Here is a 16,369-nt window from a genome sequence, read left to right on the forward strand (position 1 = left end):
ACCAAGATGCACCTGCGTTTCCACGCCACCGGCGAGCGAACCAGTCTCGGTGACGGTGCAAACTTCGCGAGTCAATGCACACATCCCGATGGCTGGGGCATCTGGCGCTTTGAAGGTGTGCCGAGGCCCTTCAACCGAACTAGATGATTCGGTACGCCATGGAGTCGTACGGCTCGCGTAGGCGCGGCTGTCGTTCGGGCTGCGCATCGGGCTCTTGCTCCAGGAGCAACGGGTGACGCGACACGGGTCCCCAGCGCTCCCATTGGGTACGCAATCGCTTCATCGCTGGCTGAGTCTCTGCCAACCTTGCTTTGTTGGGATGACTCGACGTAAGCCAGCGCCGAAGTTCCTCCACCGAGGCGCGCACGCTCGCGAGGCGACCGGTGGTGGCCTCTAGGCTGCCGATTGCTTGGGCAACGGCGAGCTCAACAACCTGAAGTCGGACATCGAGCAGTTGCCTTGTCGCCCCGTCCCAGAGCGAGTTGCTGCCGTCGATGACGCCTACGGCATCGTCTGCAGCGATCCATGCTGCTGATCGTATGGCCAGGTCAGACGCCTCGACGTGCACACGAGAGTCGAGGTTGGCGGGAAGGAAGGTAGACAAGGGCATCTGGTCGAGGTTCGAGACCGCGTACTCCCAGACAAGCCCAGTGGCTGTCAGTGCCTCTGCTGACACGACCAACGGTTCTCTGAGCGAGGGTGCGCTCACTGAATAGGTCTCGGCGTCAGGAAGGAGACGATGCGCCAAGACGAGGGCCTGGAAGCAAGGGTTTATGTTGACGTAGCCGAGATGTTCGACTCGGAACGTCGGGTGGCGCGTGTTTAGCTCGGCCTCAAGCAGCCGCAACCGATTCGTGCCGAAGAATGCCTGGACACGTTGCCAGGCAGGCATCCTGCCGACGTCGTTCGCCGCCGGCAGAGGGTTATCGACCCCGACGCTCGGCGTGATGATGCTGCGCATCGCAGTGAACGCCGCTTCGTATCCACGCGCCATACTGTCTGCGGCCAGTCGTGCAGCGTAGACGTCATGAGCACTGACATCGCCGTTCTCTGTCACGTACGTCTCGCGGATCCCGTCCCAGTGCAGAGTCTCGTGAGCCTCGCTGTTGCGCACTTCGGGGATCACGACGTGTGCCGCTGCCACGTCACGGTTGTCGCTGCTCGAGATAAGGCGCTCGCGCAGGCTTGTGAGCGTCGGTGGTACCTCCCACTTGCCGTTTAGAAGGCAATGTCGTGCCCAAATGAACTGTCGGAACGGTCCCTCAACCAGGCGTTTGTACGACGTTGCCAAGGCGAGCGCACGACGTTCGAGCGTCTCGGAGTCCTCTGCGACCTGGATCCACGCCTCCGCGGAGCTTCGTCTGGCTCGTCGCATCGAGGGCTCGAGCCTCTCCAAGTGGTTCCGCACTTTCGTCGCGATGCCCGGTTGTGCCGAGAGAAAGAAGGTGACGAAGACGTCCATGTCCGTATAGGCCGAGATTGGGTCATGGCAGTTGAGGATTGATCCCACGACGCTGGTACCGACCAGGAGGTCTGTGATGTTGGGAAGGCCGAGAGACGCAAGATGCGGCAGTAGGAGCCGGAGCAGCTCGTTGTGCCGGTATGCGTAGGCGTTCAAGACCCAGTCGGGGCGGAACTCGCCGATCTCGTCCACGACAGGTCCGTCGACGCCGAATGCTGACTGCAGCGCCTCTTCGGCGTTGCTGTGCGCCTTGCGTTCACTCCACCACGCGGCCGCATCCTGGAACTGATCGAGTCGAACCTCGGGAGGAGCCCCGCTCTCGACGGCATCGGCAGCGGCTTCGAGGAGCCCATCGGTGACCGATTGCAGGTGTGCCGCTTGGAGGCCATTGAAAGGGGTGAAGGGTTCCATCGACCAAAGCAGTGAGTGGACCTGTCGCCGCGCTTCGAGAAGCCATTCGATCCATTCACGAGTTCTGACGAAGTCGTCAGGCGACGGCGAGGGCGTGAAGCCGATCTCGGTCAACGGATGCGCGAGAGCAACAACGTAGCGATCCCACGCAGACTGCGTCACAGGGATCGTGTGGTAAGCGCGAGGAGGGGGAAAAACAGGCTTGAGTTCACGGAGAGGCTGAGCGAGGCGACGCCGCGCGTCATGTGGCAGAGGCACCCGTCTGAGGCTAGACGGGACCAGCTGTGTACATGGGGCGTTGCCCATGGCATGCATCGCTTTACCGAATGTGCGGGACGGGCCGAGTCGGTGAAGCGGGGTTTAGAGCGTCCAGCAGAAGGCACACAGGATGATGAACGAGGACATCAGACGTTGCATGCACAGACGTGGGGTTCAACTCCCCCCTCGCGCACCACCACCGAAGCCCCAGGGAATCCCTGGGGCTTCGTGCATTTCAGAGCGTTGAGGCAAAGATGATCACCCTGTAAGGGTGACGACGCGCACGCAGTCGATTGCGACGCTCGGTGAACACCTCACCGATGACTGGAGCACCCCGCGATGTCGAACCGTCCCGACCTTCACGCCCGGACCATGTTGCCGATTCCGGACCGTCCTGCCTCGGGGCACACGACGTACGACGCCAAGGATCCAGACACCAAGTACCCGCCGATCGAGCCGCTGCTCCCGCCGGACGGCGCGCCCAACGTGCTCGTCGTACTCCTCGACGACGTCGGCTTCGGAGCGTCGAGCGCGTTCGGAGGTCCCTGCGCCACGCCGGTCGCCGAGCGGCTGGCGGGCAACGGGCTGCGCTACAACCGGTTCCACACCACCGCGCTGTGCGCGCCGACGCGGCAGGCGCTGCTGACCGGCCGCAACCACCACTCCGTCGGGATGGGCAGCATCACCGAGACGGCGACCTCTGCGCCCGGCAACAGCTCGGTGCGGCCCAACACCAAGGCTCCGCTGGCGATGACGCTCAAGCTCAACGGCTACTCGACGGCGCAGTTCGGGAAGTGCCACGAGGTCCCGGTCTGGCAGACCTCGCCGGTCGGCCCCTTCGACGCCTGGCCGTCGGCAGGCGGAGGGTTCGAGGCGTTCTACGGCTTCATCGGCGGCGAGAACAACCAGTGGGACCCCGCGCTCTATGAAGGCACCACCCCGATCGAGCCGCCAGCCACCGCCGAGGAGGGGTATCACCTCACCGAGGACCTGGCCGACCACGCGTGCGCCTGGATCCGCCAGCAGAAGGCGCTGATGCCCGACCGGCCGTTCTTCGCCTATTTCGCGCCGGGCGCGACCCACGCTCCCCACCACGTCCCCAAGGAGTGGATCGACAAGTACGCCGGGAAGTTCGACGACGGCTGGGACGCCCACCGGGAGCGCACCTTCGCCCGGCAGAAGGAGCTCGGGGTCATCCCCGCCGACGCTGAGCTGACCGCCCGCCACGACGAGATCCCCGCGTGGGACGACATGCCGGACGACCTCAAGCCCGTGCTCGCCCGTCAGATGGAGGTGTACGCCGGCTTCCTCGAGCACACCGACCACCACGTCGGCCGCGTGATCGACACCATCGCCGACCTCGGCGTACTCGACAACACCATCGTCTACTACATCATCGGCGACAACGGCGCCTCCGCCGAGGGAACCGTCAACGGCGCCTTCAACGAGATGGCCAACTTCAACGGCATGGCCGCGTTGGAGACGCCCGAGTTCATGCGGGCGAAGATGGACGAGTTCGGCTCACCCAGCTCCTACAACCACTACTCGGTCGGCTGGGCGTGGGCGATGAACTCGCCGCTGCAGTGGACCAAGCAGGTCGCGTCGCACTGGGGCGGCACCCGCAACGGCACCATCGTGCACTGGCCGGACGGGATCGACGACCCGGGCTCGGTGCGCGGCCAGTTCGCCCACGTGATCGACCTCGCGCCGACCATCCTCGAGGCGGCCGGACTGCCCGAGCCCGCCATGGTCAACGGCGTCCAGCAGTCGCCGATGGAGGGGACGAGCATGCTCTACACCTTCCGGGGCGCGAGCGAGCCGGAGCGGCACGACCTGCAGTACTTCGAGATGTTCGCCAACCGCGGCGTCTACCACAAGGGCTGGAGCGCGGTCACCAAGCACCGCACCCCGTGGGTGATGGTCGGCGGAGACCTGCCGGCGTTCGACGACGACGTGTGGGAGCTGTACGACGGCAACACGGACTTCAGCCAGGCGAGGGATCTCTCGGCGGAGCACCCCGGGAAGCTCGCCGAGCTGCAGCGGCTCTGGCTGATCGAGGCCGTGAAGTACGGGGTGCTGCCGATGGACGACCGCACCAGCGAGCGGCTCGAACCCACGATGGCCGGCAGGCCGACGCTCGTCCGCGGGACGACCCAGCTCTTCTTCCCGGGCATGGGCCGGCTCTCGGAGAACAGCGTGGTGAGCATCAAGAACAAGTCGTTCTCCGTCACCGCCGAGGTGACGATCCCCGACACCGGCGCCGAGGGCGTGATCATCGCCCAGGGCGGCCGGTTCGGAGGCTGGACGTTCTTCGCCCGCGACGGACGGCTCAAGTTCGTCTACAACGTGCTCGGCATCCAGGAGTTCCCCGTCGTGGCGGACTCCCTGCTCGCGGCCGGGACCCGCCAGGTCCGAGTGGAGTTCGCGTACGACGGCGGTGGCCTCGCCAAGGGCGGCGACGTCACGCTCTACGACGACGGCAAGCCGGTCGGGTCGGGCCGGGTGGAGGCGACCCAGCCGATGGTCTTCTCCGCCGACGAGACCACCGACATCGGCTACGAGTCAGGTACGTCGGTCTCCTCGGACTACACGAGCCGGACCAGCCGGTTCAGCGGCAAGATCGCGTGGGTCCAGATCGACCTCGGGGACGACGTACACGACCACTACATCGACCCAGAGGAGCGGTTCAGGATCGCGATGGCACGCCAGTAGCGACGGCGGGCTCGAGTCGCTTGCGACCGATGATCACGACGATCGCGATGATGACGTACGCGAGCATGCCAGCGATGGCGCCGAGGTAGAGCTCCTGGTCGACGACGATCGCGGTGCAGCTGATCAGGGAGAAGTCGAACAGGCCGTGGAGCACGGAGTTGGCGGCGTTGCCGCCGGAGGCGCGGCGGATCAGGTAGAAGAAGTAGCCGGCGAAGCTGACCACGACTGCCTGTGCGATGGCCTGGCCGCCCGCCGCGAGCGCGTTGGTCAGGTGGACCGAGCCGAACACGATGCTGGACCACAGAGCCACCTTGCCCTCGGTGAGGCCGTGCTCGCGCAGGATGTTGACGCCGACGCCGCGGAACATGCCCTCCTCGCCCCACCCGACGAACTGGGTGGCGACGAGGAGCGCGAGGACGAAGCCGATGCCCTTGTCAGCCAGCCCGGCGTAGTTGATGGCGATCAGGATGCAGACGGCCAGGATGATCGGGACGGCCCAGGTCCACCGGCGCAGGCGCCGCTCCTCGCGGAGGACCGGGCGCCCCCAGCCGAGCCACGCGATGACGGCGTAGGTGAACACCACGGCGGCGCCGAGCGGGATCCACATGTTGACTATCACGTCGCGGGTGGTGGTGAACCCGTCGCCGGAGTCGAAGACGGCCTGCGCCACGCGACCGCCGATCTGGATGATCGCGAGGTAGGCGACGACGATGACCGCGAAGCCGATGTAGGACAACTTTCGCGGAGTGTGCTCCGCGCTCACCTGCTCCGTCATGCTCACGTCGGGAGCCTAGCGGTCGGAGCCGGTCTCCGCGGGAGATGAAGCGGCGGCGTACCGATGTCACAGATTCACCGCCTGCCCCGTCTGAGGGGTTGAACATCGGGAACCAACTGGACACCTGGAGACAACATGAACATCGCCCTGTGGATCGTCGCCTGCGTATTCGGCTTCGGCTACGTCGCCGGCGGCATCGTCAAGCTGACGATGCCGTACGAGAAGTACGCAGCGAAGCTGGGTTGGCCCGGGGACTTCACGCCTGGCAACGTGAGGTTCATGGGAGTCGTGGAGATCCTTGGTGGCATCGGCTTGGTCCTGCCGGGACTGGTCGGTGTTGCGCCGATCCTGGTGCCGGTCGCGGCGTCGTGCATGGCGCTCTACATGGCTGGCGCGATCACCGAGCGGATCCGGCGCGCCGAGTACAAGGAGCTCCTCGGTGACCTGCTCTTCCTCGCGGCGATGGTCTTCATCGCGTGGGGACGCTTCGCGGTCGAGCCGTTCTGAGCGGAGCCCACTTTTGAGTGATGCGCGGGCGAAACCGGGTCGCTAGCCTGACGCCATGGAGCGGCCGTGGCCGCTGACCGGCCGGGACGATGAGCTGCGCAGGGTGGCGGCGGCGATCCGGCCCGGTGCGGCGGGCGTCATCGTTGCGGGTCCGGCGGGCGTGGGGAAGACCCGGCTCGCCCGCGAGGCGTTGGCGGCCGCCGGGCACAACGGATCCGTCGTCTTCGCCCAAGGGAGCACGGCCGCCCGTCCGTTCCCGCTCGGTGCGTTCGCCGGGCTGCTCGACGTCTCGCCCGGCGAGGCCGCCGATACCATCGGCCGGGCGCTGGACCAGATCACCCGGAAGCTGCCGCTCGTACTGACCGTCGACGACGCTCATCTGCTCGACGAGCACTCCGCGATCGTGGTCCATCGGGTGGTGGCCCGGCGGATGGCCCCGGTGCTGATCACGCTCCGCACCGGCGAGCCCGCCCCCGACATCGTGACGTCCCTGTGGAAGGACGACCACCTGCCGCGCCTGGACCTGGCGCCGCTGGATGCCGAGGAGAGCACCCGGCTGATCGCCGGGGTGCTCGGTGGTCCGGTCGACACGGACTCCGCGCACCGGTTGTGGACGATGACCGAGGGCAGCCCGCTGTTCCTCCGGCATCTGCTGGCCGGTGAGGTGTCGGCGGGCCGGTTCACCGCGGCCTCCGGGATCTGGCGCTGGACCAGCGAGCCTGCGATCTCGCCGGAGCTCGCCGGTCTCCTGGAGCGGGAGATCGGGGACCTCGCACCGGGGGTGCGAGACGTCGTCGACCTGGTCGCCCTGGCCGAGCCGGTGGCGGTCCCGACCCTGTCCGCACTGACCTCGGCCGCGGACCTCGAGGAGGCGGAGAGCCGGGGGCTGGTGCGTACCGATGGCGTGGTCGCCCGGCTGGCGCACCCCCTCTACGGCGAGGTACGCCGCGCCGCGATGGGCACGCTGCGCGCCCGCCGCCTCCGCGGCCGGGTGGCGCAGACCCTGGACCCGGAGCCGGACCCGATCCCGCGGGCCGTACTGACCCTCGACTCCGACCTGCCGCCGGAGCCGGCGCTGTTCCTGCGGGCAGCCGAGGCCGCGACCCGGATGTACGACCTGCCGCTGGCCGAGCGGCTCGCGCGCGCGGCCGCCGCGACCGGCGACCTCGCCGCCAGGGTCGTGCACGGCGCCGCGCTCTCCTGGCTCAGCCGCGGGGAGGAGGCCGAGGCGATCCAGGTGGACGTCGCCGCCGCTGCGCCCGACCCGGGGCTGGTCGCGATGGTGCAGCTGCACCGCGCCGGCAACCTGCTCTTCACGATGGCCCGGCCCGACGAGGCCCATCAGGCGCTGGCCGCCGCCGAGGCCACCGGGGCAGCCCCAGCACACGCCGCGGCCATGGCACTCGTCCTGGATCTGGTGGACGGCGAGATCTCGGGCGTGCTCGCCCGGGCGCCGCAGCTGCTGCGGAGCGAGCTCCCCGACGACTTGGCCAGCATCCTCGTCGCCACCTCCGCGTCCGCGGCGGCGGCCGTCACCGGCGACCGCGAGCTCCTCGACGAGGCCGCCGTCGTGGGTGGGCTCACCGCCGACCGGGTGCCGACCGTCATCCCCGGCTTCGGGCTCGCCGACTTCCAGGTGCTCGGGCACCGCCTCGCCGGCACGCCGGACCGGGGCGCCGACCTGGCCCGGAGGATGCGGGCGGCGTCGGCCGACCTCCCTGGCCCGGCCAGGCTCATGGGCCTCGTCGTCGCAGGTCACGCGGCCCTTGCCGAGGGCCGCCTGCTCGATGCGCTGCTCTCGCTGCGCGAGGCCTGGGCCGCGCTGGAGGGCTCCGGCCACGAGTTCCGGTTCCGGTGTCGTACGTTGCTGGCGACCGCCCTCGCACAGGCCGGCCAACCCGAGCACGCCGCGCCGCTGCTGGCCGGCGTCGCTGCCGGGCACCATCCGGCGTACCGGCTCTATCTGCCCGACGACCGTCTCGCGCTGGCGTGGGGTGCCGCGGCGGAGGGGTGGACGACGGAGGCGATCGGCCACGCCGTCGCCACCGCGCACCTCGCCCGTGAGGCGGGTTCACCCGCGTACGAGGTCCTCGCCTGGCAGACCGCGGTCCAGCTTGGCGACACGACCGTCGCGCCGGCCCGCCGTCTCGCCCCGCTCGCCGGGCTGGGCCCCCGCGCCGAGGCGGCCCTGGCCCACGCCCGCGCCTGGACCGACGAGGACGGCGACGCACTGCTCCGGGTGGCGCATGCCTGGGCCCGGCTCGGTGACCTCGTCGCCGCGGGCGACGCGGCCGCGCAGGCCGCCGACGTACACCGCCGCGCGGGACGGCAGGGGTCGGCCCTGACCGCGGCGGCCGTCGCCGCGAAACTGGCGGAGAGATCGGGTGCCCGTACCCCGGCGCTGGTGGTCGCCGCCCGGCCGCTGCCGCTGACCGCCCGCGAGCGCGAGATCGCCGCACTGGCCGCCCGAGGGCTGTCGAACAAGGACATCGCGGCGCGACTGACCCTGTCGGTGCGTACCGTCGAGGGTCACCTCTACCGGGCCGGCCACAAGCTCGGCGTCTCCGAGCGGGCCGGGCTGGCGGATCCTCTCGGAGTCGAGTAGCGCACTACTCGCACCGCTCGGGCTCCAGCGGCGGATGCTGACAAGCACCCAACCGAGGAGGAGTCATGAGCACCACCTACGTACGGCCCCACGAGGGCCAGCACAGCCCGATGATCGACGGGGACCATGTCGCCAAGGCCGCCGTGAAGGACGCCCAAGGGGCCTTCGAGGTCTTCGAGGTGATCGCACCCGCCGCCCCGATGACGCCGCCGCACGTCTCGCCCTGGAGCGGGGTGCTGTACCTGCTCGAGGGCCGGATCACGGCGTACGTCGACGGTAGGTCCTACGACGTCGAGCCCGGCGGACTGGTCGTCTTCCCGGCCGGCACGCCTGGCACCTTCGAGGTCGTCGGCGACTCCGCCCGGGCTCTCGCGATCACCACCGGCGACGGTGCCGGCCGGTTCTTCGCCGACTTCGCCAGCTCCGTTCCGGCGGGCCAGCCGGCCGCGGACTCGATGCCCGCGATCCTGTCGGTCGCCGAGCGCCATGGTGTCGCCCTTGCGGGCGGATGATCCGCGGCTCAACGACAGGGGCCTGTCTCGGAACGCGACTCTCGCCGCGTTCCGAAACAGGCCCTTGTGCGTTCGGGTCGGTGACCCGTCAGAGGTCGCGCCGGATCTCGTCCTCACGCGGAAGGTCGGGGCTGCGTCGCAGGTTGACGACGGCCAGCGCCAGGCCTCCCCAGATGACCAGCATCGCGACGAGCATCATGACGATGGCGGAGCCGCTCATGACTGTGCTCCCTTCTCGTTGAAGTGAACCGTGGACAGAGCCTCGGGGTCTCGCCACTTGGCCTGAGCGGCCAGGAACCCGAAGACGATGACGGCGCCTGCCGCGCCCCAGCCGAAGACGGCGAGCATCCAGCCAGGGTAGCCCTCGTAGGGGGTCTTGACGTCCTCCCAGAAGGAGAGCCCGAGCACGAGGACCAGGCCGATCGGAGCGACGATGCTGACCAGGATCCGCCACCAGGCGCCGACGACGATCGAGCTGCCGTCGGACAGGTGGTCGCTGAAGGTCGGCAGTACGCGCAGCCCCCAGCTCATGACCAGCATCGAGATCACGGCGACCAGCAGGATGCCGAACTGGTTGATGAAGTGGTCGATGATGTCGAGCACGTAGATCCCGCTCGTCGTGGCGAAGAACACCAGGCTGAGCACGGCCATCGGCACGGTGACCGCGATCGTGGCGGTGGTGCGCGTCATCTCGAACTTGTCACGCACCGCCGAGATCACGACCTCGACGATGGACACCATCGAGGTGAAACCGGCGATGACCAGGGAGAAGAAGAAGAGCACCCCGATCAGGGCACCTGCGGGCGCCTCGCTGATGATCGCGGGGAAGGCGACGAACGCCAGCCCGATGCCAGAGGTGGCGACCTCGCCGACAGCCACTCCGTTGGCCTGCGCCATGAAGCCGAGCGCGGCGAAGACACCGATGCCGGCGAGCAGCTCGAAGCTGGAGTTGGCGAATCCGACCACGAGCCCCGAGGCCGGCATGTCGGTGTGCTTGTGGACGTAGGAGGAGTAGGTGATCATGATGCCGAAGCCGATGGACAGCGAGAAGAAGATCTGTCCGTACGCCGCCGCCCACACCGTTGCGTCGGTCAGCGCTCCCCAGTTCGGGGTGAAGAGCGCGTCCAGGCCCTCGGCCGCACCGGGCAGGAAGAGGGAGCGCACCACGAGGATCGCGAAGGCGACGACGAGGATCGGGATGAAGATGGCCGAGGTCGCGCCGACGCCCTTCTGGACGCCGAGCAGCATGACGGCCAGGATCGCGACCCACACCAGCAGCAGCGGGATCAGCACGCCCCACACCGGGGTGGCGTCGATGCCCGGATCGCCTGCCTTGAGGAACTCGCCGAAGAAGAAGCCCTCCGGGTCGTCACCCCAGGCCTTGTTGACGCTGAAGATCGTGTAGCGCACCGCCCAGGCCATCACGGCTGCGTAGTAGATCGCGATCATGAAGCAGATGCCGACCTGCCACCAGCCCAGGCCCTCGGTGCCGCGGCGCAGGCGCGCGAACGACAGCGGCGCAGAGCCCCGGTAGCGGTGGCCCAGTGCGTAGTCGAGGAACAGGAACGGGATCCCGGCCGTCAGCAACGCGACGATGTAGGGGATGACGAACGCGCCACCTCCGTTGTCGTAGGCGACGTAGGGGAAACGCCAGATGTTTCCCAGGCCCACCGCGGAGCCGATCGCCGCGAAGATGAAGACCTGTCGCGATGAGAACGCTCCGCGTTTTGCCGCGGCTGCTTCCTGCACGCCGTCAGGTGTCGTGCTCATATCCGCCTCCTTGCTCGATATGTGCGTGGCGCTTGTGGCGCCAAATGTAGTGCTAGGGCGCTTGTGACGCCGATCACAGACAATAGTCATCCGGCTGTCGGCGGTCGACTCCGGGGTTTCGGCGACTGTCAGCAGTAGCGGCGACCCATTGACAAGTCCGAGCCATTTGTTGATCGTATGAGACATGGAATCAGATGTGTCTCACAGCCTGGCGGCGTACACCCCGTTGACCGGGGAGTCGTGGGCCGACCCGTGGCCGATGTACGCCGCGCTGCGCGAGCACGACCCGGTCCACCACGTCGCTCGGGGTGACTACTGGGTCCTGACCAGGCACGACGACGTCTACGCGGCGGTGCGTGACCACGAGACGTACAGCTCGACCGGAGGACTGACGACGGCTCATGACGAGCTCGAGCGGATCGGGCTGACCGACAATCCGCCGATGGTGATGACCGATCCGCCGGCGCACACGGCGTTCCGGAAGCTGGTGAACCGCGGGTTCACCCCGAAGCAGGTCGAGGACGTGACTCCTCGGGTCACCCGGTTCGTGGTCGAGAGGGTCGAGCAGATCAAGGCGGCCGGTGGGGGCGACATCGTGGCGGAGCTCTTCAAGCCGCTACCGAGCATGGTGGTGGCTCACTACCTCGGCGTTCCCGAGGTGGACTGGGGCCGCTTCGACGTGTGGACCGACGCGATCGTGACGGCCAACGCGGCTCAGGACGAGAGCATCGGAGCCGGTGCCGCCGCCGAGCTGATGGGCTACTTCGCCGAGCTCATCGAGCGGCGCCGACTGGAGCCCGGTGACGACACCGTCTCCCATCTCGTCGCGGCCGGGGAGGCCGACGACGACGCCGGCCTGCTGCGGGTGCTCGCGTTCGCGTTCACGATGGTCGCCGGCGGCAACGACACGACGACCGGGCTGCTGGGCGGCGGACTGCCGCTGCTGGCGGACCGCCCCGACCAGCGCGAGCTCGCCCTGCAGGACGTCCCGGCCGCCGTCGAAGAGCTGCTGCGGCTCACCTCGCCCGTGCAGGGGCTCGCCCGGACCACCACCCGCGACGTCACGATCCACGACGTCACCATCCCCGAGGGGAAGAAGGTCCTCCTCTGCTACGCGGCCGCCAACCGGGACCCGCGCGCCTTCGGCGCCGACGCCGAGGAGCTCGACGTCACCCGCCGGCCGCGCCAGATCCTGACCTTCGCCCAGGGGGCGCATCACTGCCTGGGCGCCGCGGCCGCCCGGATGATGGGCCGGGTGACGCTCACCGAGATACTCACTCGGATGCCGCCCTTCACCGTCGACCACGACTCTCTGCGATGGGCGCCGGGGAGCTACGTACGCAGGCCCGTGAGCCTCCGTGTCGAGGTGGCCCGATGAACGAGCGCCAGCGAGTGACCTGTAGGTATTTCATCGGGCCGCGTCCGTATTCTGGCGCTCGCGCTACGGAGGTGGCCCGATGAGCTGGCTCGAGGCGGAGCGGACGGAGCTCGCTGCCGAGCGGATCCTGGACGCCGCGGGCGCGCTCTTCGTGGAGCGAGGCGTCGACAAGCCGGGCATGGACGAGGTGGCCCGCGCGGCCGGCTGCTCGCGGGCGACCCTGTATCGCTACTTCGAGAACCGGCAGGCGCTGATCTACGCCTTCGCCCACCGCGAAGCACGGCTCATCACCAAGCAGGTCGCCCAGGTCGCGACCGAGGTGTCCGACCCGCGCCGGCGCGTGGTCGAGGCCGTCCTCGCCTGCCTCGCCGCCGTGCGCGAGCGCCCCCACCTCGCCGCCTGGTACGCCGGTGACAGCACCCTGCTGCGCGAGGTCCTCCACGACTCCCCGGTCATCCGCGGCGTCGCCCAGAGCTACCTCGCCTCCGACGCAGACGCCACCGATCCCGACCTCGCCGACTGGATCCTGCGGATCATCTTGTCGTTCCTCTCCAACCCGGGCGACGACGAAGCAGCAGAGCGCCGCCTGCTGGAGCGGTTCCTCGTGGTGCCGCCGCGCAGCTAGACCCGTCAGCGCCGGACTGCCGACGGAGCGGTGCCGTACTTGCGCCGGTGGGCGGCGGCGAAGCGGCTCGCGGAGGAGAAGCCCCAACGCGCCGCGACGTCGCCGACGCTCAGGGTCGGGTCGCTGGTGAGGTCGGCATGGGCGCGCTGGAGCCTGATGTCGAGGAGATAGCGGGAGGGCGCGCTTCCCAGCCACTGCTGAAATCCCTCCTGCAGGCGGCGGACGCTGGTGCCGGCGAGGGCAGCCATGTCGGCGGCGGTCCAGGCCCGGGCCGGGTCGTCGTGGAGGGCCTCGACCACGCGGCGGATCGTCCGCGGCTGTGCGGCCGCGGTGACGCCGCCGTCGGGGGAGCACAGCTCCAGCAGGCCCGCGGCCACCGCGCCGGCGAGCTGGCGGCGTACGAGCTCGCTGTCGGCGAAGATGTCCGGGTCGTGCAGGTTGGTGGCCAGGCTGGTGATCAGGTGGTGCCAGGCGCGTCCGCGGCCGCGCTCCAGCGAGAGCTGCTCCGGGAGGAGGGCGCGGGCGTTGACGCGGTCGGTGCCCAGGATCCGCTCGGTCTCGACCTCCAGCCAGTCGCTGTCGAACTTCACGCCGAGCACCGTGCAGGTCGCGTCCCAGTGGCTGATCAGGGACGGGGTGTCGGCCCGGAAGACGGTGCCCTGGCCGACCACCGAGGTGAGATCTCCGAACCGGCCGCGGCTCTCCAGGTGGCCGGTGATCGGCATGTTCACCTCGTACGCGCTCGGGTAGTCGCACTCGATCGCGACGTCCGCACCCCAGCCGACGTGGCCGATCAGGACCGGCCCGAGATCCAGCGTACGCAGCGTGAGCCGCGGCTCGTGAGCGCCGCCGACCGGCCGGAGCTCGTGCGGGAAGTATGCCTGGGCCACGACGCGCGAGGCCTGCCCCCAGTCCCTGGGAGCGGCTCGCATACGACCGGCCATGCCGCAGAGCGTACCTGAGACGAGCGTCACAAATTGGTCGCGTTCCGGGTGCCGAACCCGCGCAATCCGTGTCGCCCGGGCGCGCGGACCGACCTACTTTCGAGTCCTGTTCGGAACCTCCCAACTCTCGAGGAGCACCCATGACGACCACGCAGCAACCCGGCACGCAGGACCTCTCCTGGCTCGACGACGTGGCGATGACCGAGCTGGAGCGGAACCCCTACCCGACCTACGAGCGCCTGCGCCGCGAGGCGCCGCTCGCCTTCGTCCCGGTCCTCGGCTCCTATGTCGCCTCCACCGCGGAGATCTGCCGCGAGGTCGCTACCAGCCCCGACTTCGAGGCGGTGATCACTCCGGCCGGCGGACGTACGTTCGGCCACCCGGCGATCATCGGCGTCAACGGCGACATCCACGCCGACCTGCGCGGCATGGTCGAGCCCCAGCTCCAGCCGGCCGAGGTCGACAGCTGGGTGGACGACCTGGTCCGCCCGATCGCCCGGGACTATGTCGAGCAGTTCGAGGACCGCGGCCGCGCCGAGCTGGTCGCGGAGTACTGCGAGCCCGTCTCCGTACGCTCGCTCGGCGATCTGCTCGGGCTGCAGTCGGTCTCCTCCGACAAGCTCCGCGAGTGGTTCCACAAGCTGAGCGTCTCGTTCACCAACGCCGCGGTCGACGAGAACGGGGAGTTCACCAACCCCGACGGGTTCACCCCGGGCGACGAGGCCAGGGCCGAGATCCAGGCGGTCGTCGACCCGCTGATCGACCGGTGGATCGAGCACCCCGAGAACACCGCGATCTCCCACTGGCTCCACGACGGCATGCCGCCGGGGAAGACCCGCGATCGCGCCTACATCTACCCCACCATCTACGTCTACCTGCTGGGCGCGATGCAGGAGCCCGGCCACGGGATGGCCTCGACGCTGGTGGGGCTCTTCAGCCGCCCCGAGCAGCTGGAGGAGGTCGTCGACGACCCGTCGCTGCTGCCGCGGGCCATCTCCGAGGGCATGCGCTGGACCTCCCCGATCTGGTCGGCCACCGCGCGGATCAGCACCAAGCCGGTCACCGTCGCCGGTGTCGACCTACCCGCCGGGACCCCGGTGATCCTCTCCTACGGCTCCGCGAACCACGACTCCGGGAAATACGATGCGCCCACGGCGTACGACCTCCACCGGCCACCGCTGCCGCACCTCGCCTTCGGTGCCGGGAACCACGCGTGTGCCGGCATCTACTACGCCAACCAGGTGATGCGGATCGGGCTCGAGGAGCTCTTCGAGGCGATCCCGAACCTGGAGCGCGACACCGGCGAGGGCGTCGAGTTCTGGGGCTGGGGATTCCGCGGCCCGACCAGCCTGCAATGCAGCTGGGAGGTCTGAGCGATGTCCGCCGCGATCAGTGTCTCCGGCCGCCGCGTCGAGTGTGCCGAGGACCAGTCGATCCTGGAGGCGTTCCTCCGCGCCGGCGTGTGGATGCCTAACTCCTGCAACCAGGGCACCTGCGGCACCTGCAAGCTGCAGGTCCTGTGCGGCGAGGTCGACCACCGCGACTCGCCGCTCGAGACGCTGACCGCGGACGAGCGCGCGAGCGGTCTGGCCCTGGCGTGCCAGGCGCGGCCGCTCGAGGACACCGAGGTCGCGCTGCGGGGCACGGAGATGGGCCGCGCCACCCACGTGCTTCGTGACCTCACCGCCACCGTCGTCGACGTCGAGGACGTCGCCCGCGACACCCGGCGGGTCCGGCTCGGCCTCGAGGAGCCGCTCGCGTTCTCGGCGGGACAGTACGTCGAGGTGCTGGTCCCCGGGACGTCCGAGCGGCGCCAGTACTCGCTCGCCAACACGGCCCAGGAGGACAAGGTCCTCGAACTCCACGTACGCCGCATCCCCGGCGGCGTGGCCAGCGACTGGCTCTTCGGGTCGGTCGCGGTCGGCGACCGGGTCGAGGTACGCGGCCCGCTCGGCGACTTCCACGTCCCGGACGCGGACCAGGACGACGGTGAGCCGATGGTGCTCATCGGCGGCGGCACCGGGCTGGCGCCCCTGCTCGGCATCGCTCGCACCGCGCTCGAACGCCACCCGAACCGGATGATGGTGCTCTACCACGGCGTACGCACGGAGGCGGACCTCTACGACACCGACCGTCTCGCGGAGCTGGCCGAGAGGCACCGCAGCTTCAGCTTCGTCACCGTGCTCTCCCGGGAGACGCGGCCCGGTCACCGCAGCGGCTACGCACCCGACGCCTTCGTCGAGGACGTCGCCAGCGCCCGTCGCTGGTCCGGGTGGCTGTGCGGCTCGTCGGCGCTGGTCGAGGCCGGGGTCAAGGCGTTCAAGCGGCGCCGGATGGCGCCCCGGCTCATCCACCGGGAGAAGTTCGAGCCGGCTGACCGGCGTGGGCCGGGCTCCTGACCCGGGGAAAC

The 16,369-nt window shown here is 69.3% G+C and carries 13 protein-coding genes; 8 read left to right on the plus strand and 5 right to left on the minus strand.

What is annotated here, in order from left to right; translation table 11 throughout:
• Window positions 1–139: 139 nt before the first annotated feature.
• Window positions 140–2,035, minus strand: a complete 1,896-nt coding sequence (locus tag ABTW65_RS18300; protein ID WP_350662610.1) for a hypothetical protein — start codon at window positions 2,033–2,035, stop codon at window positions 140–142.
• A 468-nt stretch (window positions 2,036–2,503) separates the two neighbouring features.
• Here ABTW65_RS18300 and ABTW65_RS18305 point away from each other — a divergent pair, with 468 nt between their 5' ends.
• The gene (locus tag ABTW65_RS18305) at window positions 2,504–4,843 is read left to right on the plus strand and encodes a sulfatase-like hydrolase/transferase (protein WP_350662612.1); all 2,340 of its coding nucleotides are present in this window, start codon (window positions 2,504–2,506) and stop codon (window positions 4,841–4,843) included.
• Here ABTW65_RS18305 and ABTW65_RS18310 read toward each other — a convergent pair.
• Window positions 4,818–5,618, minus strand: coding sequence for a CPBP family intramembrane glutamic endopeptidase (locus tag ABTW65_RS18310; protein ID WP_350663165.1), 801 nt, complete (start codon window positions 5,616–5,618; stop codon window positions 4,818–4,820). The genes ABTW65_RS18305 and ABTW65_RS18310 overlap by 26 nt on opposite strands.
• 135 nt (window positions 5,619–5,753) lie before the next feature.
• Here ABTW65_RS18310 and ABTW65_RS18315 point away from each other — a divergent pair, with 135 nt between their 5' ends.
• The 3 genes from ABTW65_RS18315 (at window position 5,754) to ABTW65_RS18325 (ending at window position 9,242) form a co-directional block, all read left to right on the plus strand.
• Entirely contained in the window at window positions 5,754–6,125 is a 372-nt protein-coding gene (locus ABTW65_RS18315; protein WP_350662614.1) for a DoxX family protein, read from the plus strand.
• A gap of 55 nt (window positions 6,126–6,180) precedes the next feature.
• Window positions 6,181–8,730: a helix-turn-helix transcriptional regulator gene (locus ABTW65_RS18320; RefSeq protein WP_350662616.1), complete on the plus strand. Its 2,550-nt coding sequence runs from the start codon at window positions 6,181–6,183 to the stop codon at window positions 8,728–8,730.
• Between the two features lie 65 nt (window positions 8,731–8,795).
• The gene (locus ABTW65_RS18325) at window positions 8,796–9,242 is read left to right on the plus strand and encodes a cupin domain-containing protein (protein WP_350662618.1); all 447 of its coding nucleotides are present in this window, start codon (window positions 8,796–8,798) and stop codon (window positions 9,240–9,242) included.
• 88 nt (window positions 9,243–9,330) lie between these two features.
• On the opposite strand, the gene ABTW65_RS18330 is transcribed toward ABTW65_RS18325, so the two are convergent.
• Window positions 9,331–9,462 carry a methionine/alanine import family NSS transporter small subunit gene (locus tag ABTW65_RS18330; protein WP_160026071.1) on the minus strand — a complete coding sequence of 44 codons (132 nt, stop codon included), beginning with the start codon at window positions 9,460–9,462 and terminating at the stop codon, window positions 9,331–9,333.
• On the minus strand, window positions 9,459–11,012 hold the full coding sequence (locus ABTW65_RS18335) for a sodium-dependent transporter (protein WP_350662620.1): 1,554 nt from the start codon (window positions 11,010–11,012) through the stop codon (window positions 9,459–9,461). Before ABTW65_RS18335 ends, ABTW65_RS18330 begins: the two co-directional genes overlap by 4 nt.
• Window positions 11,013–11,208: 196 nt before the next feature.
• Between ABTW65_RS18335 and ABTW65_RS18340 the strand changes: the two genes are divergently transcribed.
• Window positions 11,209–12,390 carry a cytochrome P450 gene (locus tag ABTW65_RS18340; protein ID WP_350662623.1) on the plus strand — a complete coding sequence of 394 codons (1,182 nt, stop codon included), beginning with the start codon at window positions 11,209–11,211 and terminating at the stop codon, window positions 12,388–12,390.
• 79 nt (window positions 12,391–12,469) lie between these two features.
• The gene (locus ABTW65_RS18345; RefSeq protein WP_350662625.1) at window positions 12,470–13,015 is read left to right on the plus strand and encodes a TetR/AcrR family transcriptional regulator; all 546 of its coding nucleotides are present in this window, start codon (window positions 12,470–12,472) and stop codon (window positions 13,013–13,015) included.
• Between the two features lie 5 nt (window positions 13,016–13,020).
• Here the strand turns inward: ABTW65_RS18345 and ABTW65_RS18350 are convergent, their stop codons facing one another.
• Entirely contained in the window at window positions 13,021–13,959 is a 939-nt protein-coding gene (locus tag ABTW65_RS18350; protein WP_350662627.1) for a helix-turn-helix transcriptional regulator, read from the minus strand.
• 140 nt (window positions 13,960–14,099) lie between these two features.
• On the opposite strand from ABTW65_RS18350, the gene ABTW65_RS18355 reads away from it, so the two are divergent.
• Window positions 14,100–15,332, plus strand: a complete 1,233-nt coding sequence (locus ABTW65_RS18355; RefSeq protein WP_350662629.1) for a cytochrome P450 — start codon at window positions 14,100–14,102, stop codon at window positions 15,330–15,332.
• A gap of 3 nt (window positions 15,333–15,335) precedes the next feature.
• Window positions 15,336–16,358 (plus strand): 2Fe-2S iron-sulfur cluster-binding protein, encoded by a 1,023-nt coding sequence (locus tag ABTW65_RS18360; protein ID WP_350662630.1) that lies wholly within the window; start codon window positions 15,336–15,338, stop codon window positions 16,356–16,358.
• The last annotated feature ends 11 nt before the right edge of the window (window positions 16,359–16,369 follow it).

Origin of the sequence: Nocardioides sp. NPDC127503 (assembly GCF_040302165.1) — a bacterium.
In the GTDB taxonomy this organism is placed as follows: Bacteria; Actinomycetota; Actinomycetes; order Propionibacteriales; family Nocardioidaceae; genus Nocardioides.